16 protein-coding genes are annotated in these 22341 nt (G+C 60.2%); 7 read left to right on the forward strand and 9 right to left on the reverse strand.

Translation table 11 applies throughout. The features are described 5' to 3' along the window. Positions 1-13 precede the first annotated feature (13 nt). From G6P88_RS06080 to G6P88_RS06120, 9 genes are all read right to left on the reverse strand, one after another. Complete coding sequence (locus tag G6P88_RS06080; protein ID WP_165322348.1) at positions 14-1306, reverse strand: pyruvate dehydrogenase complex dihydrolipoamide acetyltransferase; 1293 nt, start codon at positions 1304-1306, stop codon at positions 14-16. Position 1307: 1 nt separating this feature from the next. After that, on the reverse strand, positions 1308-3653 hold the full coding sequence (locus G6P88_RS06085) for a transketolase (protein WP_425594478.1): 2346 nt from the start codon (positions 3651-3653) through the stop codon (positions 1308-1310). A 138-nt stretch (positions 3654-3791) separates the two neighbouring features. Then, positions 3792-4598 (reverse strand): HpcH/HpaI aldolase/citrate lyase family protein, encoded by an 807-nt coding sequence (locus tag G6P88_RS06090; RefSeq protein WP_165322349.1) that lies wholly within the window; start codon positions 4596-4598, stop codon positions 3792-3794. Then, the gene (locus G6P88_RS06095) at positions 4595-5443 is read right to left on the reverse strand and encodes an HTD2 family dehydratase (protein WP_165322350.1); all 849 of its coding nucleotides are present in this window, start codon (positions 5441-5443) and stop codon (positions 4595-4597) included. Before G6P88_RS06095 ends, G6P88_RS06090 begins: the two co-directional genes overlap by 4 nt. Continuing rightward, a complete protein-coding gene (locus G6P88_RS06100) occupies positions 5440-6543 on the reverse strand; it encodes a CaiB/BaiF CoA transferase family protein (protein WP_165322351.1) in 1104 nt (367 codons plus the stop codon). The genes G6P88_RS06095 and G6P88_RS06100 overlap by 4 nt, the downstream gene beginning before the upstream one ends. Continuing rightward, a complete protein-coding gene (locus tag G6P88_RS06105) occupies positions 6543-7715 on the reverse strand; it encodes an acyl-CoA dehydrogenase family protein (RefSeq protein WP_165322352.1) in 1173 nt (390 codons plus the stop codon). The genes G6P88_RS06100 and G6P88_RS06105 overlap by 1 nt, the downstream gene beginning before the upstream one ends. A 49-nt stretch (positions 7716-7764) precedes the next feature. Continuing rightward, the gene (locus G6P88_RS06110) at positions 7765-8874 is read right to left on the reverse strand and encodes an NADH:flavin oxidoreductase (RefSeq protein WP_165322353.1); all 1110 of its coding nucleotides are present in this window, start codon (positions 8872-8874) and stop codon (positions 7765-7767) included. 77 nt (positions 8875-8951) lie between these two features. Then, the gene (locus tag G6P88_RS06115) at positions 8952-11324 is read right to left on the reverse strand and encodes a TonB-dependent receptor (protein ID WP_165322354.1); all 2373 of its coding nucleotides are present in this window, start codon (positions 11322-11324) and stop codon (positions 8952-8954) included. Between the two features lie 150 nt (positions 11325-11474). Beyond that, entirely contained in the window at positions 11475-12482 is a 1008-nt protein-coding gene (locus tag G6P88_RS06120; protein ID WP_165322355.1) for a zinc-dependent alcohol dehydrogenase family protein, read from the reverse strand. Between the two features lie 228 nt (positions 12483-12710). On the opposite strand from G6P88_RS06120, the gene G6P88_RS06125 reads away from it, so the two are divergent. From G6P88_RS06125 to G6P88_RS06155, 7 genes are all read left to right on the forward strand, one after another. Beyond that, entirely contained in the window at positions 12711-13757 is a 1047-nt protein-coding gene (locus G6P88_RS06125; RefSeq protein WP_226946741.1) for an AraC family transcriptional regulator ligand-binding domain-containing protein, read from the forward strand. A gap of 143 nt (positions 13758-13900) precedes the next feature. Next, positions 13901-15241, forward strand: a complete 1341-nt coding sequence (locus tag G6P88_RS06130; RefSeq protein WP_165322357.1) for an MFS transporter — start codon at positions 13901-13903, stop codon at positions 15239-15241. Further along, positions 15241-16737, forward strand: a complete 1497-nt coding sequence (locus tag G6P88_RS06135) for a M81 family metallopeptidase (RefSeq protein WP_165322358.1) — start codon at positions 15241-15243, stop codon at positions 16735-16737. The genes G6P88_RS06130 and G6P88_RS06135 overlap by 1 nt, the downstream gene beginning before the upstream one ends. A gap of 168 nt (positions 16738-16905) precedes the next feature. After that, positions 16906-19236 (forward strand): TonB-dependent receptor, encoded by a 2331-nt coding sequence (locus G6P88_RS06140; RefSeq protein ID WP_165322359.1) that lies wholly within the window; start codon positions 16906-16908, stop codon positions 19234-19236. 38 nt (positions 19237-19274) lie between these two features. Continuing rightward, positions 19275-19982 carry an alpha/beta fold hydrolase gene (locus G6P88_RS06145; RefSeq protein WP_165322360.1) on the forward strand — a complete coding sequence of 236 codons (708 nt, stop codon included), beginning with the start codon at positions 19275-19277 and terminating at the stop codon, positions 19980-19982. A 62-nt stretch (positions 19983-20044) separates the two neighbouring features. Next, entirely contained in the window at positions 20045-21232 is a 1188-nt protein-coding gene (locus G6P88_RS06150; protein WP_165322361.1) for a dipeptidase, read from the forward strand. Positions 21233-21321: 89 nt separating this feature from the next. Next, on the forward strand, positions 21322-22248 hold the full coding sequence (locus tag G6P88_RS06155) for an NADPH:quinone reductase (RefSeq protein WP_165322362.1): 927 nt from the start codon (positions 21322-21324) through the stop codon (positions 22246-22248). The last annotated feature ends 93 nt before the right edge of the window (positions 22249-22341 follow it).

Genomic DNA, 22341 nt, shown 5'->3' on the forward strand with positions numbered 1-22341 from the left:
GGGCCACGCTCGATCAGCCGAGGATCAGCAGCGGCGTCTCGATAAGTTCACGAAGCGCCTGCATGAACTGCGCGGCCACCGCGCCGTCGATGGCGCGATGGTCGAAACTCGCCGTGGCTGCCATGATGGTCGCGAGCGCCATGCCGCCATCCACCTTCCAAGGTTGCTTGACGCCCGCGCCGATGCCCAGGATCAAAGCCTGCGGCGGATTGATCACCGGGAACATCTCATCGATCCCGAACATGCCGAGGTTGGATATCGAGGCGGTCCCGCCCTGATAGTCTTCGGGCGCCAGCTTGCCGTCTCTCGCTTTTGTCGCAAGGATCTTGCTGGCCTGCGCGATCGCCGAAAGCGACAGCGCTCCGGCATCCTTGATGACCGGTGTCACCAGTCCGCCGTCGATCGCGACGGCCATGGAGATGTCGACCCGCGAGAAGCGATGGAGCTCCTCGCCGCCGAATTGAACATTGGCCTCCGGCACCGCAACCAGCGCCAGCGCCAGCGCCTTGATCAGCATGTCGTTGACGCTGAGCTTCACGCCACGCGCTTCGAGAGTTGCATTGAGCTCTCCCCGCAGCTTCAGCAGCGGATCGATGTTGCAGCGCGCGGTCAGATAGAAATGTGGCACCATTTGCTTGGATTCGGTGAGGCGACGCGCAATCGTCTTGCGCATAGCGCTCAGCTTGATCGATTCCACCGGCACACCTGCTGGCGGCGCGATCGTCGCGGGTGGCAGCGGCGGCATGAACATTTCCTGCGACACCGCCGGCTGCGACTTGACGAGCGGCGCGATGCCAAGGTCCGCGCGGACGATCCGCCCGTGGGGACCGGTGCCGACAATGCCGTCGAGAACCATGCCCTTGGCTTTCGCGATACGCAGAGCAAGCGGGCTTACCTTGATACGGTCAGCGGGCGAGGGACGCGGCCGCGGTGCCGCCGGTTCGTCTGATGGCTTTCCGGCTGCTGGCTCTGCGGGTAACGCGGGAGGTGGTGGCGGAGCAGCCTCGGTCGGCCCTGCGATGGCCGGCGCCGCTTCTTCAAGTGCCGGCGTCGCGATCACAGCGTCCGTATCAGCGAGGAGCGCGATTACCGTGCCGACCGCCACGTCGTCGGTGCCCGCAGGGACCACCAGGCTGGCGATGCGCCCCTGATCGACCGCCTCAAATTCCATGGTAGCTTTATCGGTCTCGATCTCTGCGATAAGGTCGCCCGGCTTCACCAGATCGCCCTCGGCGACCAGCCAGCGGGCGAGATTGCCCTTTTCCATCGTCGGCGAAAGCGCCGGCATCTTCAGTTCGATTGCCATGTCAGTGTCCCAGGAAGAATTCGGCGGCAGCTTCGATGATGGACTCGGCATCAAGCCGATAGGTCTTATAAAGGTCCGGCAAGTCACCGGTCTGGCCGAAGCGGTCGGTGCCGAGCGGACTAACCCGCATCCCCTTGACTCCGCCGAGCCAGGACAAGGCGCCGGGAGATCCATCGATCACGGTGACAAGGCCTGCGCCGGACGCCAGTTCGGAAAGGAGCGTGTCGGCATGGCTGCGCGTAACCGCATCGTCGGTCCACCGGGCAGCGTTCTGCGCGGACCAGCCGCGGTGCAGGAGGTCGGGCGAGGTGACGTTGAGCAGGCCGATGCCGGGAATGTCGTCCGAAAGCTCCTCCCATGCCGCCAGAGCTTCCGTCGCCACGGTTCCTGTAAATATGATCGCGGCCTCGGCACCTTGGGCCGGGCGCCGCAGCCAATAGCCTCCCTTGAGCGCGTCGGCTTCCCAAGCCTCGTCTTCGCGCGCGACTTGCGGGATCGCGCGTGTCGTCAGGCGCAGATAAACGGAGGCGCCGTCTGGCTTTTGCATGTGATCGAAGGCCCAGCGCATCATCACGGCAAGTTCGTCGGCATAGGCCGGCTCGAAATAGGTGAGATTGGGCTGTCCCATGCCGATCAATGGCGTGTTGATCGACTGATGTGCGCCACCCTCGGCAGCCAGCGTGATGCCCGAAGGCGTGCCGACCAGAAGGAATCGGGAGTCCGAATAGCAGCCATAGTTCAAGGCATCGAGCCCGCGCGCAATGAAAGGATCGTAGACGGTTCCGATCGGCAGCAGGCGGGTGCCGAAATGCGGCGCGGCAAGGCCAAGCGATGTCAGCATGATGAAGAAGTTATTTTCGGCGATGCCCAGCTCGATATGCTGGCCGGCCGCGTGCTGCGCCCATTTCTGCGCTGACGGGATCTTCGCTTTGTGGAAGACGTCGGCCAGCTCCTGCCGCCGGAACAGCCCGCGTTGATTGACGAAGGCGCCCAGATTGGTCGTTTGCGTCACGTCAGGCGCGGTCGTAACGATGCGATCGGCGAGCGGTTCGCCCGACTTGGCGAGGTCCAGCAGTATCCGGCCGAAAGCCGCCTGGGTTGACTGCTCCGCGCCCTCGGGCGTTGCAAGGCGCTGGGGCACCGGGACCATTGCGGCAACCGGTTCAGCAACCTTGCGAGCGATCGGACTTGCCTCGACGAAGGCCTGCAACTGAACCGCCGCATTATCGCCGAGCCCGCCCCATGGCTCCCATTCCCTCCCTTCGGCTATACCGAGATTATGACGCAACTGCTCCATTTGAGCAGAATTCATCATGCCAGAGTGATTGTCCTTGTGACCGGCCAGCGGCAGGCCATATCCCTTGATCGTATAGGCGATGAATAAGGTCGGGGTGTCATCATCGGCACTGTCGAAGGCTTCGACCAGCGTTTCGACGCAATGCCCGCCCAGATTGGTCATCAGCGCCGCCAGCGCCTCGTCGTCATAACCGTTGAGCAGTTTCTTTACCTGCGGCTTCGCGCCGAGGTCCTCGATCAACCGCGAACGCCAAGCCGAACCGCCCTGATAGGTCAGCACCGCGAAATCGGCATTAGGGCAATTGTCGATCCATTCCTCAAGCGCCTTACCGCCCGGCCGCTTGAACGCTTCGCGCTGCCGCTTGCCATATTTGAGCGTAACCACCCGCCAGCCGCATGTCTCAAAAATGTCGTCGAAACGGCTGAACATGCGATCGGCCGTGGTCGCATCGAGCGACTGGCGATTATAGTCAACGATCCACCAGCAGTTGCGGAGATCGTGCTTGTAGCCCTCGATGAGGCATTCGTAGATATTGCCTTCGTCCAGTTCGGCGTCGCCCATCAACGCGATCATGCGCCCGGCATCTTCCTCTTTCACCTGGCCGTGGGCGATCAGATAATCCTGCACAAGGCTGGAGAAGGCGGTAACGGCAACGCCCAGACCGACCGACCCGGTCGAGAAATCGACGGGGATCTTATCCTTGGTCCGGCTTGGATAACTCTGCACGCCGCCAAGGCCGCGAAAGCGTTGCATGCGATCGAGCGACTGCTGTTCGAGAAGATAATGAATGGCATGGAGGACCGGCCCCGCATGCGGCTTGACCGCCACTTTGTCCTGAGGACGCAGCGCATGGAAATAAAGCGCCGCCATGATCGCGGTCATCGAGGCGCAGCTTGCCTGATGCCCCCCGACCTTCAACCCGTCCCGTTTCTCGCGAAGATGGTTGGCGTTGTGCACCATCCACGAGGACAGCCAGCGCAGGCGCACATCGATCTGTTCCAGTGAGCTGATCAGCGTGGGTCGATCATCGGAAACGGTTTGGTTCATCATAGCCTAATCTTGATATCGCGCGTTTCATCGCCGCGCCGAGTGCTGATAAACGCTAGCCGAGGAGCGGCGACATTGTTGACCAATTGCGTCACGCTGTTGGCATTGTGGGACGCGAGACGGCGGGCTGTCTCGAAGATTTCAGGCGATGACGGCACCGCCCGCTTCACTTCGAGAAAGGAGCGCGCGGGCGCGAATGCGGACGGGCGCGTCGACCATCTGTTCGCCAATCTTCACCGCGCCTTCCTCGTCGGCAGCGAGAACCTGACGTGCCCACTCAACTTCCTCGGGCGTTGGCAGAAACCCCTCGAAGACCGCCGCGACCTGTCGTGGATGAATGAGCAGCTTGCCGCCAAAACCGAGCGACCGTGCAGCGCGGGCGTCGTCCCGCGTCGCCGCAGGGTTCGAGATATCGGTGGTTACGCCGTCCAGCGGCGGCGGGAGCGCGCCAAGCCGGGACGCCAGTACGAGTTCGCTCCGTGCCGCGAGAAGCGCTTCCGGTAAATGATCGCACCCGATATCCGCCGCAAAATCAATCGAGCCAAAGGCTAGCCGCGCAAATGCGCCCGATTGCGCCAGCGCACGCACGTTGGCCAGGCCTCGGGCCGTTTCGACCAGAGCGATCACCGGCGCGATGGCGGCAAGGGACGCACCCTCTTGTTCACGCTCGGCTTTGGGCAGGATGATCGCTGCGATATCGAGCCCATCAAGCGCCGCAACATCGTCCTGATGCCAGGGCGTCGCAGCGCCGTTGATCCGCACGATCACCGGAACGTCGAGAGCGGCATCGCGAAGCTGATCACGCGCGGATGCCTTATCGGCGGCCGGCACCGCGTCCTCGAGATCGATTATGACGGCGTCGGCGCCGCTCGTGGCAGCCTTGGCGAAGCGTTCAGGCCTGTCCGCCGGGACAAAGAGCGGCGCGATAAGCGAGGCGAGCAGGCTCATGTCCAGCGCGCCTCTGCGCGCATCGCGACCGGGCCATCGGCCCGCGCCGTCCAGAGCGACATAGAACCATCAACATGTTCGGTGGCATTCAGATTTACCTGATCGCAATCGTATAATGTCGACAGACTCTGGAACTCGAATGAATCGGGAACACGCCTTCGAATATCGGCCGCTAGCTGCATGAGAAAAGTCGCCTGGAGCGGGCCATGAACCACCAGGCCCGGATAACCCTCAACTTGCGTTGCGTAAGGCGCGTCATAATGGATGCGATGCCCATTGAACGTCAGCGCTGAGTAACGGAACAGCAAGGGAGGCGAAGGATCTATCTGAGTAACCACCTTGCCGATCGGCGCAGCATCGCTCGCCAGCGCGGTCGTAACGCTTTGAAGCGCACGGTAGACGATGGACTGGCGATCGGTGACACGCGCTTCTCCAGCGACGCTGAAAATGTGGTCCACCGTGACGAAGCATAGCTTTCCGGTCCGTCCGTCCTTAACGACGACGTCGGCAATCGTGGAGCGGCGACGCACAGTGTCGCCGATCTCAAGATCGCCATGGAACAAGATATTGCTGCCGGCCCACATGCGTCGCGGCAGCGGCACAGGCGGCAGAAATCCGCCTCGCGCGGGATGACCGTCATCGCCAAGGCCCTCCATCGGAGCGGCCGGTTGGCAAAGGCAGAAATGGATCAGCCGGGGCGCCTTGCGATCGGTCTCCGATGGTTCGTCGGACCCTCTGATCGTGGCCCGAAACCGGGCAACTAGCGAGGCGCTTACGGTATCGTCCGCGATCTCCTCGGCTCCGATCCAGCGGCGTAATTGTGCGATGTCCAGATCGGCACTCATACCGGCGAGCCTCCCAGGGGCGGAACCGGGCCGTAGGATCGTGCGCTGCCGACCGTAATCGGCGCCGGCGCCGGCATGGTGATCGGTCCGGCTGGAGTATCGATCGTGATCCGCCGCAGATGCGCATGCTTCGCCAACGCCGCCATGTCATTGACCTTGGCAAAGGCTGCATCGGCGGCAAGCAGGCGTGCTTCGGCTTGCGATGTCGTCATTCCAGCGAAGGCCGCCGCGACTAAAGCGTCTGTTTCCTTGCGGTTGGCGACGCGCACCACGTTGGTCTTGAAATCGGGATGATCCCCAAGCCGGGCATCCCCGATAAAATCGGCGGCGAAGCGGCGCCATTCACGATCGCTTTGGATAGAAACCAGCCATTGGCCGCCATCCTGCGTCTCGAAAACGCCGTAAGGCGCGATCGAGGGATGGGAGAGACCGGCCCGTGTCGGCGTCTTCCCACCCTCGTGCGCCAGCAAGGGGACGGTCAGCCAGTCGGCCATGACGTCGAACATCGAGATGCGGATGTCGGCGCCGCACCCGGTGCTATTGCGCGCCAACAACGCTTCCAAAATAGCGGTCTGGGCCGTCGCGCCTGTGGCGATGTCAACGAGCGAGATGCCAACGCGCGCGGGCATGTCCGGCCCACCGGTAATCGACGATAGCCCGGACTCTGCCTGGATCAACAGGTCATAGGCTTTTCGGTCAGCCATCGGACCCGTCTCGCCATAGCCGCTGATCGAGCAGATGATCAGTCTGGGATGCTTCGCCAGCAACTGCTCCGGTGCGAAGCCGAGCCGCGCGAACGCCCCCGGTTTAAGATTTTGAACGACGACGTCTGCGCCGGCGATACGTCGAGCAAGCTCGGCCTTGCCTTCGTCCGTGGCGAGGTCGAGCACGACCGACGTCTTGCCGCGATTGAGCCAGACGAAATAGCTGCTGAGGCCATTGGCGACATCGTCATAGCCGCGCGCGAAATCGCCTTCCGGCCGCTCGATCTTGACGACGAGGGCGCCTGCATCCGCTAGCCGTGAGGTACAGAACGGTGCGGCCACGGCTTGCTCGATTGCGACGACCGACAAGCCTGCGAGAGGAAGCGCCGTTTCCATCAATAGGATCTCGGCATGCCCAGCACATGCTCCGAAATATAGCTTAGGATCATGTTCGTAGATATCGGCGCTACCTGATAGAGCCGGGTCTCCCGGAACTTGCGCTCGACGTCATATTCCTCGGCGAAGCCGAAACCGCCATGCGTTTGCACCGCGGCTTCCGCAGCTGCCCAGGACGCATCCGCGGCCAACATCTTGGCGATGTTCGCTTGCTCGCCGATGGCGTCGCCCGCCTCAAACATTTCAGCGGCATTGTGTACCATGAGTTCAGCGGCGCGCATCTGGGCATAAGCTTTGGCGATCGGGAATTGCACACCCTGATTCTGACCGATCGCGCGTCCGAACAGATGGCGCTCATTGGCGTAACGCCGCGATCGCTCGATGAACCATTTGGCATCGCCGATGCATTCCGCCGCGATCAGAATTCGTTCGGCGTTCATGCCCGACAGCACGTAGCGGAAGCCTTTGCCTTCTTCCCCAATCAGGTTCTCGGCGGGAACTTCGACATTGTCGAAGAAAACCTCCGTGGTGGAATGGTTCATCATCGTGCGGATGGGGCGGATTGTCAGGCCGCCGGCGGCCTGCGCCGCGTTCATGTCGAGGATGAAGATCGATAGTCCGTCCGTTCCCTTCTTGACCTGATCGCGCGGCGTGGTCCGCGCCAAAAGCAGCATAAGATCGGAATATTCGGCGCGGCTGGTCCAGATTTTCTGGCCGTTCACGATGTAGCGATCCCCGTCGCGGACGGCGGTGGTCTTCAGCGCTCCGGTATCTGTACCGCTGGTCGGCTCGGTGACGCCGAAGGCTTGCAGTCGGAGTTCGCCGCTGGCGATGCGCGGCAGATAGGCTTGCTTCTGTGCCTCATTGCCGTGGCGCAGCAGCGCTCCCATGATGTACATCTGCGCATGACAGGCAGAGCCATTGCATCCGGCGCGCTGCACCTCCTCCAGGATCGCCGCCGCCGCTGAAAGCGGCAGTCCCGATCCGCCATATTCTTCGGGAATGAGTGCAGCGAGATAACCCGCTTCGCTCAGCGCGCGCACGAATTCAGCTGGATAAGCCATTTCGCGATCGAGCTTTCGCCAATATTCGTCGGGGAATTGCTCGCAAAGCTTCGCGACTTCCTGGCGTATTTCGGGATAGTCCGTGCCTTGAAAATTCGTGAGTGCCACTGTTCGTTCTACTCCATTAGCCAGTCGGATCGAGGCGGTGCAAACTGGCTCAGCTGAGCCAGTTCAGCGCTTCGGTCGAAAAGTCAGGGAAATCGACATGCCCGCTGCGAATCTTCTCCAGCCATGCGGGGTCCTGCAGCAAAGCCCGGCCCACGCCGACGAGATCGACCTCGCCGCGCTCGAGGCGAGCGAACAGCGGATCGAGCGAGGCGTGCTTGAAGGTTTTGCCAGCAAGAGTTTCGTAGACATCCCCGGAAAGCCCGACCGATCCCACCAGTATGGATGGGGCACCCGTCAGCTTCTTGGCCCATCCGGCGAAGCTCAGTTCGTTGTCGTGTTCGGGGAACGCCGGCTCCCAATAGCGGCGCTGAGAGCAGTCGAACCCGGTCGCGCCTGCATCGAGAAGGGCGGTCAACCATTGCTCGAATATGTCCGGCGTGTCGGCAAGCCGCGCTGTGAAATCATGCGGCTTCCACTGCGAAAGACGTAGCAGGACGGGAAAGTCGGGTGTGACCCGCTGTCGGATAGCTCGCAGGATTTCCATCGCGAACCTTGAGCGCGCGAGCAGCGTCTCTCCACCGTAGCGATCGGTACGGCGGTTCAGATCGGAAGAAAAGAATTGGTTGATCAGGTAGTTGTGGCCGCCATGAAGCTCGACGCCATCAAACCCTAGCGATTCTGCGTCTGCTGCCGCTCGCGCAAAGGCGTCGATGATGTCGGCGATGTCGGCCTCGCTTAGCGGGTCACCATCCGGCTCGCCGTTCAGTGCGAGACCCGACGGGCTCTCATAGGGTGACGGTGGGACCCAGTCTCGACCGAGATTGGAGCGCTTACTGCCGACGTGCCACAACTGCGGCATGATCCGCCCGCCGGCCGCATGCACCTCGTCGACCACGCGCTTCCAACCGGCCAAGGCAGCCTCGCCGTGGAAATGCGGAACATCGGGCTCGTTGATCGATGATGGCCGGGCGACGCCGGTCGCTTCGGTGATGATTAGGCCGACGCCATTCTCGGCGCGGCGGCGATAATAGGCCGCAACGTCGTCGGTAGGAACGCCGGAGGGTGAAAAGGAGCGGGTCATGGGCAACATGACCACGCGGTTCGGAAGCTCCACCTTGTTCAGGCGAAACGGGCTCAACAGGACTTCAACCCCATTCATTCCACTGTCGTCCTTCGAACTCTTGCGACAACTATCATAGGCGGACCGAAATCCCGTGATTTCGGTCCGCATAACATTCAGAAAGTCTTTCGGAACTGCACGGTAAAGCTGCGCGGCTGATCGCGCGCGACGATGAAGCTGCCCGGGCTGCGGGGAAGGCCGGTAGCCCAATGGAAGGTCTTCACGTCATTCACATTCTTGGCGATGAGCCCGACTTCCCATTGGCCGGGGCCGCTGATGAGTTTGGCCGACAGATCGAGTTGCACATAAGCGTCCTGCTCGGTGTTGGGATCGTTGTTGACTGCGACCTGGAAATGGTCCGTGAACGAAAGCTGGGATCCTAGTGCGAGCCGGAAATTGTCGCTGATGGGCGTCTCGTAATCGATGGTCCAGAGACCGCTATAGCTCGGCGAATAGGCGGTCGGCTTGCCGGAGAGATCCTGGACCGTGGCACCTGGCGCGGTTGAGCCGAACACGCATTGGCCGACGATTTGCTGACACGCAGTTGGCAAAGCACCAGGGAAGCTCTTGTAGTGTGCATCGAGCAAGCTCAACTGCAAGCCTGTCGTGAGGCCGCCCGTCACACGAAGATCGGCTTCCACCTCGATACCCTTCGACACGGAACTTGCCGCATTGCTCACGACGTTGACCGGGCCATTGACCGTCTGGCGATTGCCGCCCACCTGAAGGTTCGAATAGCGGCTGGTAAACGCGGTCACGTTCAGTGTCAGACGACGATCAAAGAGACGCGATTTAAACCCGATCTCGAAAGCATCGACCTTCTCGGGCTGGAAAGCGACGCCGATCTGTTGGCCCGTTGCAGGGTCGACCGGCCCGCTCGCCGCCATGTTGAACCCGCCGGCCTTGAAGCCGTTCGCATAGGATGCGTAAGCCATCAGGTCAGGCGAGAATTTGTAGCGGATATTCGCTGATGGAACGAGTTTGCTATAGCTGTCCGAATAGCGCCATTGGCCGGCCGGGCCGAGATTAAGCGCGACTCCCGTAGCATTGTATGCGGCGGTCTCGATCGGAGCGACGTCGGCGAACCCTGTGGGCGCTCCGTAGTAAATGCCCTTGAGCAGCCGCTTCTCGACGCGTTGCGCACGCAAGCCACCGGTGATCGTCAACTTTTCGGTCAGATTGAGGCCAAGCGAAGCGAAACCCGCGTAGATCTTTTCATGCTGATCATAGGTCAGAGCCTGAACGATCGGTGGGTTTAGGAAATAATATCCAAGGTCCGTGCGGCCGGTCAGGTGATCGCTCTGAAAATATGCACCAACCGTATAGTTGAGGAGACCCGTGTCGCCCGATGCGATCCGCAATTCCTGGCTGAACTGATCATATTTTTCCGGCAGTCCCGAATAGGCGCTGTTGGTCGATGTGAAGTCGAGATCCCATACAGATTTGTAATTATACCGCAGATAAGCCGTTGTGGACGTGAGCGTGGCTGCACCCAGATCATAGTTGGCAGTCAGTGCGACTTCCTGGTTTGACAGGTTGGCATGGCTGCCGGGGTTGGTGGAGCGCCTGCTGTTGAAGACAACGTCATCACCGTTCGCGAGCGCTTGCGCGCAATATACGCCCGGCCGCGCAAAACCGTCTTGTGTGGGGGTAGCGAGCACCGGGGGGCACTGCGTGATCTGCCCAAGCAGGCCGCCGCGCTGGTTGAACCGGCCAGCCTCCCCCTTCAGCACCATCGACAGCCTGTCATCGGGCTCCCACTTGAGCTGGACTCGAACGGCGCGATCGTTGGTTTCAGGGATCTTGCCGCCTGCAGTGGTATCAGCGACCCAGCCGTCGCCCGACCCCAACAGCACCGACAGGCGGCCGCTCAGGGCCGGCGTGATCGGCCCGCTTACTGCACCTTCGACAACATATTGATCGAAGTTGAAATTGTACGAGCCGTAGGCATAGCCCTGCAGCGTGTCCGTGGGCTTTGCGGTCGTCACATTGACGGCACCCGCGATCGCGCTGTTGCCGAAGAAGGTCGACTGCGGTCCTTTTAGAAATTCCGACCGCTCGATGTCGAACAGGCCCGACGCAGTTCCGCGCGAACGACCATGATAGACATCGTCAATGAACGTCGCGACCGCCTGGTCGAAGCCGGCATTGTCACCCGAACCGATACCTCGGACGAACAGGCGACTGGTAGGACCGGCGGGCAGGATCTGGATTCCCGGCAGCGCGCCTTTGAGGTCTTGAAGATTGTGGATGCCTTTGTCCTGGAGCGCCTCGCCACCAAGCACCGCCACGGAGATTGGGACGTCCTGCAAGCGCTGCGTACGTTTCTGAGCGGTTACGACGATATCGCCGGCATCTGATGGAGCGTCGGTGGCCTGCGCCTGTCCAGACGCCACGGATGTTTCCGTAGGCGTAGTTTGTGCCTGCGCCAAAAATGGCCAGGTCACAGCCGCCAGGCAGACCCCGGTCTTCAAGATGATGCTGCGCATCAAGAACCTCCCTTTCATCTATTTCGGACGCTGGCCCCCTTTGACCAAACCCCATTCCATCATGGGGCGCAGAGTGGGTTAGATTGCGCAAAACGAGGCACATAGTTGATAGATTGGGACAATCAGTGACGGCAATGACGCCATGCGCTTTCAGAACTCGACAACGATTTTTCCGAAATGGCGCCCTGCTTCCTGCAGAAGAAATGCTTCGCCCAAATCTTCCAGCGCGAATGTGCGATCGATGACTGGCTTGATACCGGTCGTCTCGAGTGCGCGGATCATGTCGATCTGATGGGACCGACTGCCCACGATCAGCCCCTGGAGCCGTGCCTGTTTCACGAGAAAGGCAGTAAGGGGGACATCTCCCGACCTGCCGGTTAACGCCCCTATAAGAGAGATATGGCCGCCGATCCGGACTGCGGCGATCGATTGCGGCAGGGTGCCGACACCGCCCACTTCGACGACGTGATCGACGCCGATGCCGCCCGTCCAATCGGTTGCGGCGCGTCCCCAATCAGGTGTGGCTCGATAGTTGATCGTATGTGCAGCGCCCAATTCTCGCAGCCGCTCGAGCTTTTCGTCCGACGACGATGTAGCGATCACATGCGCACCCATTGCATGGGCGAACTGCAAGGCGAAGATCGAGACGCCGCCCGTACCCAGTGTCAGCACGATGTCGCCGGCCTTGAGCTTTCCGTCGACGACGAGCGCTCGCCATGCGGTCAGCCCTGCCGTCGTCAGAGTAGCTGCTTGAGCATGGGTAAAGCCTGCCGGCGCATGAGTGAACCAACTTGCGGGCCGTACCACAACCTCACGCGCGTAACCGTCGACACCATCGCCCGGCGTCTGCGCGAAATCTCCAATTCGCGCCGGCCCATCGGACCATTGCGGAAAGAATAGCGACACGACCGAGTCTCCGACCGCGAATGCTTCGACCCCTTCCCCAATTGCTTCGACTACACCGGCGCCATCGGCCATCGGGATTCGCCCTCGCACCGCTAATGCCTCGCCATTGGCGATCCGGTAGTCGTGATAGTTCAAAGAGGTCGCGTGAATCCTCACCCGGATTTCGCCCGCTTCCGGAAGTCCGGGATCGGCTATCTCCACGGTCTCGAGACGATCGAGACCTGCTGGCGCGCCTATGCGAACGGCCTTCAAGTGCGTGCTCCACGCGTCGATATTCGGCGGTCAGACAGCGGCAAAAACATCTCGAACCTCGCAAGATCGAACTGTCCCGGACGACGCGGGATCAGCGTCAGATGTCGGCCTACCCCGGTCCCGGTTGCCCCAAGGTGGGGCCGACACGGCTCGTGTATCCACGCGCGACATTTTAGACTTGATACTTAGAGGCGGGCGGTTGACATATCGGGACGCAAGAGGAGTCTTATGCACGAAAGAAGGGTAATTCGGCGCGCAACATTGAATGGCTATGCGGAGGCCGCGCAGGCGGCCGGGTTATCGCCGGCGGCCATGCTCCGGGAAGTCGGTTTGGCCAGCGGCAATGCGCAAGACCCTGATGAGCTCATCTCGTTCGATGCATTCGTGAAGCTTTTGGCATTGTCCGCGGAGAAGACCGGCCTTATGGACTTCGGCATGCGCGTTGCTCATGCGCGCGGCATACCGGATCTTGGTGCGGTCAGCCTGCTGATGCGCGAAGCCGACGATGTAGAAGCTGCGATCCGGCTCTACTCATCGCACATGCGCCTCCACTCCGATGGAACTCTCGTCCATCTGCAGACCGGCTTCGACTATCCGATCATTGCGGTGGAAATTACGGGCAACACGATGCTGGAGTCGATGCAGGTCACCCAGTTCGGGATTACTGGCATCCTGATGCAGTTGCGCTGGCTGATCGGCGACGATTATCGCCCTGAACTGGTGACCTTTACCTTCCCGCCTCTTCCCGACGGTCAGTTCGCGCGTCGGATTTTCCAATGCGAAATCCTCCACGAACAAACGCTGTCGGGCCTCGTGCTCGACAAAGCCTTGCTCCGCCGCCCGCTCGTGACGTCGCCGCCGTTCCTACGACGCCTCGCGATCAAGCAGTTGCAGCCGCTGCTCGAGCGGGGACAGGACACGATGGCGATGCGAGTCACACGCATGATCAGTCAACGGCTCGAAGATGGTGATTTCTCGGCGCAAGCGATTGCCGACGAATTATGGATCGACCGCCGCACGCTGAACCGACGCCTCAATCGCGAAGGCACCACCTATCAAGCCTTGCTGCATGACCTGCGCCTGCAACTTATTCAGCAGGCGATCAGCAATCCCGGACTGTCGCTGACCGAGCTGTCATGCTCGACGGGGTTCAAAAGTCTCAGCGCCTTTTCGCGATGGTTCCAGACCTCCTATGGACGCAGCGCGTCGACGATGCGAGCAGAACTCGGCCAGGCCAGAGTTACATCAGCAACGGGGCGTCGGCGACGGCGATAGCCGCCCGAGAGCTGTCGCATATTGTAAAATGAATGCCCCCGGATGTTCACTGCGATCTGCCTAGTCTGATATCTGAGGGATGCTGGCGCGCTGCGGTGATCAGCGCGTGCCCTGCCTGCTCGGTCCATTCCCGGGAGAAAAAGATGTCCGACGCGCATGTCTCGGCGCTGGAAAGAGAGCATGGCTATTGGAAAGGCATTTCCACGCCACGGCGATGGTCGACGCTTGGCTTTCTCTTTCTTGCGGCTACGCTCAATCTCCTCGACCGTCAGGTCGTCAACATTCTCGCCGAGCAAATCAAGATCGATCTCCGGCTGAATGACGCAGAACTCGGCCTGCTGACCGGTACTGCGTTCGGTTTGATGTACGCCTTCTTCACAATCCCTATGTCGCGCCTGTCGGACCATGTCAGCCGGACGCGGCTGATCGCCGCCGCGATGTCGATTTGGAGCATCCTTACAATTTGCTGCGGACTCGCTGCGAATTTTGTTCAATTGGCACTGGCTCGAATGGGCGTCGGTATCGGCGAGGCGGGATCACAGTCAGCGTCGGCGTCGCTCATCGTTGATTGCTTCCCGCCGCGGCAACGGGGCTTGGCAACTGCGATCTTCTATCTCGGTGTGCCTGTGGGCGGATGCCTCGGCATGCTGATCGGCGCCGTGGTGGCGACCTCATTTGGCTGGCGCGCCGCGTTTTTGTTTGCGGGCGCTCCTGGGCTTTTGCTGGGCCTTTTGATGTGGCTCGCGTTGCGCGATCCGCGGGCCGCAACGGGCCGGAATTTCGCCGAGGTGATCATGTCATTGCATCTCGGTCATGCGATCCGCCGCTTGGCAGCCATTCGCGCTTACCGCCTGTCGGTGATCGCGAGCATTGCAGGCATTTCTATCTATTATGTCGTTCAGGCTTGGCTGCCGGTCTATTTTGTGCGTGTCCACAGAATGTCGATGATTGACACCGCCTTGTGGATGTCGATCGCGATGGCGACGGGCGGAAGCGTCGGTTCGATTGGCAGCGGCTGGGCCTGCGACCGGCTTCGACCACATATCCAACAGCCGGAATGCGTGATTCTGATTCTTTCACTGCTCGCCGTGGGTCCAGCGCTCGCCCTGACCACCCTGACATCGAATAAAACGGTCGCGATTGTCGGCCTGTGTCTCACCTACCCTTTTGCCTTTGGATTCCTGACACCGGGCACGCTCTTGATCCAGAAGGCGGCACCAGAGAAGTTGCGCGGTATCGCCATCGGGTTGTGGGCGTCGGTCACGAATGTGATCAGTCTCACCATTGTCGTCCCGGCAGTGGGTCTGACGAGCGACATATTGAAACCGGATCACGGTGTTCGCAGCCTCGCCCTTGCCCTTGCCGCCAGTTCGGTCGTCGCAATTCTGGGAGCCGGAGTGATGATGATGGCCAAGCGAGAATTGAATAAATCGGGGGATGCATCGAATGCGCATCCGTTCGCGCCAACTCAGGTCAAGTCGTGATGCGGGTGCTGGTCGCTGGCTTCAAGCACGAGACAAACAGCTTCGCGCCCAATCTGGCCGATTGGGCTGCGTTCGAACGCGGCGAGTTGCTTCCTGCCGCCAGCCATGGCGCTGTGATGATCGATCGCATCTCGCGCGTGAACGTCTCGCTCTCAGGATTTCTTCGTGTCGCTCGCGACAAGGGCTGGACTATCATGCCGAGCCTGTGGTGCGGCGCGGTACCGTCCTCCTACATCACCGCCCAAGCCTTCGAGTTCATCTGCGACACAATCATCGCAGACGTGCGCAAAGGCGGCTTTGACGCGATCTATATCGATATGCATGGCGCAGCGATGGCCCACAACGCGGACGATGCCGACGGAGAGCTTCTTCGCCGCATCCGGGGCGTAGTTGGCGATGATCTGCCGATCGTCGCCAGTCTCGATCTTCATGCGAACGTGACCAAGGCCATGCTCGATCTGGCTGACGGGCTCGTCGCATTCCGCACCAACCCGCACATCGATTATGTGGAGACCGGCGAACTGGCGGCTGAGTTGCTCGATCGCAGGATCAGGCAAGGATCGCGCGAAAAGCTGTCGCATACGCGTCTACCATTTCTGATTCCGGTGAACGCACAAAGCACGACGACCCAGCCTGCAAAGAGCATCTATGAACTGCTCGTGCGTCTCGACACCGACCATGGCACGATTTCGAGCTTCTGCATGGGCTTTCCTGCATCAGATTTCGAAGAATGCGCGCCCATGATCTGGGGCTATGGCGATGAAGCAGCGTTGACCGTCGAGAGGCTCGCGTCGGCTGCGCTTGACGCGGACCGTTGGAAGCTCGAAATCTATGAGCCACGCGCCGCTGTCGCGCAGGCCATCGCGCGTACCACGCTGACCGGCAAGCCTGTCGTCATCGCGGACACCCAGGACAATCCGGGGGCCGGCGGTACAGCGAGCACTACCGGCATGTTGCACGCGCTTCTTGCGGAAAATGCAGGTCGCCACTTCCCGGGCCAGGTTACGATAGGGCTGCTATTTGACGAAGCAGCCGCAGCCACAGCCGTGGCGGCGGGCGTCGGCGCCACAATCGAGCTGGCGGTTGGCGCATCCGGGCCGACCTTTCAAGGTGCAAGCGATCCGCCTGTCTTCGGCCGCTATAAGGTGAGGGCGATCGCGGACGGTCGCTTCACCTTCAAAGGCCCCAAGATGACTGGCTTCGTAACCAACCTCGGCGCCTCCGCCTGCCTGGAGATCGAGGGCGTCCTTATTGCGGTGACGAGTGCGCGGATCGGCGCCCAGGATCGCGAACTGTTCCGCGGCTTGGGAATCGCCCCGGAAGCCATGCGGATTATCGTCGTCAAGAGCACCAACCACTTCCGGGCCGACTTCGCTCCACTGGTCGAAGACGAGGACAGGGACATTTTGACAGCGAAAGCGGCTGGAGCGATGGCGGCCGATCCGGCGGACCTGCCGTGGACGAAATTGCCGCCGACTATCAGACGTCGCCCATGATCCCGAGGTCCTTGGAGTTGAGGTCGTAGCGCGCTCCAAACCGACGGAACGCCTCCCTATGTCAATTTTGTGTCTCATTCTGTAAACAGCATTTGATGATCATCGGCAAATTCCCTCTCACTGCTCGCTGCGCAATGGCGGGCTTGAATGGAGCCAAAGGGGGCCAATATGTCCGTTAAATCGATCTTGATGCTGAGTGGGTGCGTAACCGTCCTTGCATGGTCGGGTCCCACGCTCGCTCAGACAACCACCGTACAATCCGGCGCGCAGCAGGTCGATGGCGAGGGCGGCATTGGCGAGATTGTCGTAACCGCGCAGCGTCGTCAGGAAAGTGCGAACAGCATCCCGCTCTCGATCGCGGCAATCAGCGGCGACGCTCTCAACCAGCGCAACGTCAATTCCACCGCCGACCTGGCCAAGCTTGTGCCTGGATTCTCGGCTCAGGAGACCGGCTATGACGCGCCGGTCTATACGCTGCGCGGCGTTGGTTTCTTCGATTATTCGTTGACGGCCGGCACCACGGTCAGCGTGTATACCGACGAAGTATCGCTTCCCTTCTCCGTGATGACTAAAGCGGCCGCGCTGGACCTTGCGCGCGTCGAGGTTCTCAAAGGACCGCAAGGCACGCTTTATGGCCAAAATGCGACAGGCGGCGCGATCAACTACATCGCCAACAAGCCGACCGACCATTTCGAGGCGGGCCTAAGGGGCAGCTATTCCCGCTTCAATACCGCCGACCTTCAGGGCTTTATCAGCGGCCCGCTTGCCGACAATCTGAATGGCCGTTTATCGGTGAGGACCACCCAGGGCGGCGATTGGCAGAAGAGTTACACGCGCAACGATTCACTTGGCGAAACGCATGTCGTGCAGGGTCGCGTCCTCCTCGACTGGAAGCCCACCGAGAGCCTCAAGTTCACGCTCAACGTAAACGGCTGGCTCGACAAGTCAGACACGCTGGCCGCACAGGTGATCAAGGTTTCGCCCCTGACTCCGCCCACTGATCCCAATGCGATCAACGTTCTGCAGGGCTATCCGCTGGCGCCCGAAAACAATCGCGCTGCGGACTGGACCCCAGGAAAGCCGTTCAAGCGCGACGACAGCTTCTACCAGTTCGCTCTTCGCGCTGATTATGAGATTGCGCCATCCGTCACCCTGACCTCGATAACCGCCTATGAGCAATATCGCGCCCGCTCTCAGGTCGATTTCGACGGTACGCGTTTCCAGGTCGACGACGTCATCAAGCGCGGCCAAATCAGGACTTTCTCGCAGGAAATGCGCGCCCAGGCCGATCTCGGTAACGCCAAGATCATCGTCGGCGGTAATTACGAGCGCGATACCGCCTCAGACCTTCTCGTCTATGTTCTTCCAGAAGAATCCAACGCTGCTGCGATCTTGCCCGGTACGCTGATCAGCCAGACGAGCAATCTGGTCCGCAACAGGATCTCGACCTATGCTGGCTTTGGCAACATCGATTACAGCTTTGGTGAGCACGTCACCGTCCATGGCGGAGTCCGCTACACGCAGTCCAATCGAAATTTTTATGGCTGTCTCTTCGATGGCGGCGACGGCAATTTGGCCGCGGCTTTCACCTTTCTCGACGGCCTTTTTAACGGCGCCGGACGCCCGCCACTCAGCAGCACACAGTGCCTGACCTTCAGCGCAACGCTGCAGCCTAGTGCGATTGTCTCAACGCTGAAGGAAAACAACGTCTCGTGGAGGGCTGGCATCGATTATAAGACCGACAACGGATCGCTTTTCTATCTGAGTGCAAGCAAGGGCTACAAGTCCGGCAGCTTCCCAACCCTCGCGGCGTCGAGCTACACGCAGTTCTTCCCTGTCACGCAGGAGTCGGTTCTCGCCTATGAGGCGGGCGTCAAATTGCCGCTTTTCGAGCGCAAACTTCAGCTTAACGCTGCGGCCTTCTACTATGATTATCGCAACAAACAGGTTCAGGGCCGATCGCCCGATCCGATCTTCGGCCCGCTCAGCGCGCTCGTGAACATTCCAAAGTCGCGCGTCGAGGGTGCCGAGGCCCAAGTGATAGCGGCGCCTTTCGCAGGGCTGCGCCTCAGCGGTTCCGCAACCTATTTGAAGACGAAGATCATCCGCTTCACAGGTTATGATCAGGATGGTTTGCTGCAAAACTTCGCCGGAACCGAGGTTCCGATCTCGCCAAGGTGGAATGCTGCCGGCGACGCGCAGTATGACTGGGCTGTCGGTGGTGACTTGACGGCCTTCCTCGGCGCAGGCGTGACCTACACGAGCAGTTCCTTCGCTCAGTTGGGTGAAAATCCATTGTACCGCATCAAGTCTGCCGCGTTGCTCGACCTTCGGGCAGGCATCAGGGGGCCGAACGACAAATGGCAAATCCAGGTCTGGGGCAACAACGTCACCAACACGTACAACTACTCGAACGTGTTCCGCGCATTTGACACCATTCTGCGGTTTCCGGGTAAGCCGGTTACCTATGGTATAACCGCGAGCGTGAAATTCGATTGATCCTCGACGATCGGCAATCCGGGGGAGTGACGAGATTTATGGCAACTTTTGTTTTCGTGTCAGGCGCCTTCCACGGAGGATGGTGCTACGATAAAATCCGTCCTGCCCTGGAAAGTGCTGGCCACAATGTTCTCACACCGACGCTGACCGGCGTCGGGGAAAACGCCCACCTTGCGTCGCTCGGCGTGATCAATCTCGATACGCATATCGCTGACATTGTCGCGCTCTTTCGTTGGCACGATCTTCAGGACGTGATTTTGTGCGGCCATTCCTATGGCGGGATGGTCATCACGGGTGTTGCCGACCAGTTGGCGGATCGGATTACGACGCTCGTCTATCTCGACGCCGCCTTGCCGAAGGACGGTGACTCGCAATTTTCGCTGTTGCCCGTGGTCATCGCCCCGTTCGTTGCCAATGCCAGCGAAGACGGCAGTCTCGTGAAGCCGCTGCAAGCGGCGCAATTCGGCTGCGCTGAAGAGCATCACGCATGGGTTGATTCCAAGCTCACGCCACATCCGATCGCTTGTTTCATACAGAGCATTCGTCTGACTGGCGCCTATCGATCGATCGCGAAGCGGCTGCTCGTCTACAACACGAAGGACATCGGCATGCCCACGCCAATGCCCGGCTGGTATGAGGCCGAACGGCTTACGCCCGGCAACCATGTCTATGCGCTCGACGGGGGGCATGACCTCATGATCGACAGCGCAACCGAACTCGCCGAGATACTGCTCGAACACGCATGACTGTGCGGCCGGGGAACGGCCCTTCGAGCCGCTTTCGAACTCAAAATGCCAAAGGAACTATTATGGGTGATGGCGCCATCGGAGGCGATAAGGGGCATACCGGCGCGGTTACCACCGCACATCCTGGTGTCGGGACCTGCACTGTTTGCGCGCAGGAAGGTATTCTGGGGCCAACCGATTTATGGACGGTGGAAACAGCTGAGCCGCCTGCCCATGTCCGCAAACTCTATGATCAGGCCATGGTCATCGATGCGCTTGCTACCCCGAACACGTTCAACGTCTATTATCCACCGGCAGGACCGCGCTTTACCGCCGAGCAACTCGCCAATGCGCGCCGTTCCGGGATCACAGCGGTTAATCTGACCGTCCATGGTTCGAACGTTGCTGAAAAGCTGAATCGAATCAGGGAGGTCAAGGATGATATCGCGGAGAACCCCGACAAGCTGATGCTGATCGAAAGGCCGAGCGATCTTGTCCGTGCCAAGGACCAAGGGTTGCTCGGCATCATCTTCGGCTTCCAGGGGCTGGAGTTCATGCAGGATGACCTGACGCCGATAGATCGGTTTGCCGATGAGTCCGTGCTCATTATGCAACTCACCTATAATGGCGAGAGCAGGATCGGATCGGGCTGCCTGGCCACCCAAGCTGCGGCCGGGCTCGGCGAAGGAGGACACGAGGCAGTCGGTCATATCAATCGCCGCCGCGTGATCGTCGATCTGGCGCATTCACATCCGCAAACCGCCCTCGACGCAGCGCATGCATCGAACACGCCTATCATCGTCTCGCATAGCGCATGCAGGGCGGTCTATGACCATCCTCGCAATCAGCCAGATGAAGTGTTGCGCGCGGTGGCCGACGGCGGCGGCGTCTTCGGGATCTATATGATGCCTTATCTCGGCCAGGATCCGCTCTACGCGTCGCAGGCTCTATTCAACCGCCACTTGCTGCATGCTTTGAACGTTTGCGGCGAGGATCATGTCGGCATCGGTAGTGACAACTCGACCACACCGGTTGTGTTTGACGACGGGTACAAGCGTGCTCTGAAGGATATGGTTTCTGGGCGCGATGAGAAGGGAATATCTGCACCGCTCGACGGCATCGGCCCGTTTATAGTTCCGGGCATGAATACGCCGCGACGGCTGGAGGTGGTTGCCTGGGATCTGTCCAAGGCAGGCTATGCAGATCGTGTCATCGAAAAAGTGCTAGGCCAGAACTTCCAGCGTGTATTTGCCCAGGTCTGGGCGGAGTGATGCGGGCCGCTTGGTATGACCGGCCTGGTCCGGCGGGCGACGTATTCGTAATCGGCGACATGCCCCGTCCTTGTCCCGAGGCGGGCGAAGTGCTCGTGCATATCAAGGCATCGGGCATCAACCCTTCGGACTACAAGCATCGCGGTAATTTTGCCGGTAACGGCATTGCGACGCGGATGGTGCCGCACAGCGACGGCGCCGGGATCATCGAGCAAGTCGGCGCCGACGTTCCGAAGAGCTGGCTGGGCAAACGGGTCTGGTTGTGGAATGCCGTTTTCCGCCACGGCTATGCGCCGCCGGGACCGCGCGAAGCCGGCACGGCAGCCGAATATGTGGCGTTGCCACTTCAGAATGTCGCAGTTCTTCCAAACAATGTTTCATTTGAGATCGGCGCATGCCTCGGCGTGCCCGGCTTCACCGCCTACGCGGCGGTATATGCCGACGGTGATCCGCGCGGAAAAACCATATTCATCCAAGGTGGCGCTGGCGCAGTGGGCGAACTAGCCGTTCAACTGGCGTCTTCCGCCGGCGCTACGGTCGTAGCGACCGTCAGCAGTGCACAGAAGGCCGAGCGCGCACGCACGTCCGGTGCGCATTATGTCATCGACTACCGTGAGCAAGACGTTGTGAAGGTGATGTCGGATATTTTCCCGAGTGGCGTTGATCAGATTATAGAGGTGGACTTTTCCGCAAATATCGAAATGGATGTGAAATTACTAAAGCATTATGGTCTGATCGTTTCTTATTCTTCTACGTCTAACAGGTTTCCTTCGATTCCCTATTATGCGCTTCAATTCAAAGGTGCATCTATCAAGACGCTTCAGATATTTACGCTTCCCGATATCGAACGCAATGCGGCTGTTAAAACGCTCTCCGCTGCTTTGAAGGCTGGCGGGCTGAGACCGACTATTGCCAAATCCTTCCCGTTAGACAGGATCGCCGAAGCTCACACTTTTGCTGAGCAGGGGCCGGACGGAAACGTTGTTTTGAGCGGTCCGGGCGAGGAGTTTATCTAAAACTCGTAGAGAAAATCGGCGAAGCTTCGGAAACCTTGTCTCGCGGACGTCGAAGTAGATATGCTATCGAATTTTGCAATGTGAGATGCCGTA

Source organism: Rhizorhabdus phycosphaerae, from assembly GCF_011044255.1.
GTDB lineage: Bacteria > Pseudomonadota > Alphaproteobacteria > Sphingomonadales > Sphingomonadaceae > Rhizorhabdus > Rhizorhabdus phycosphaerae.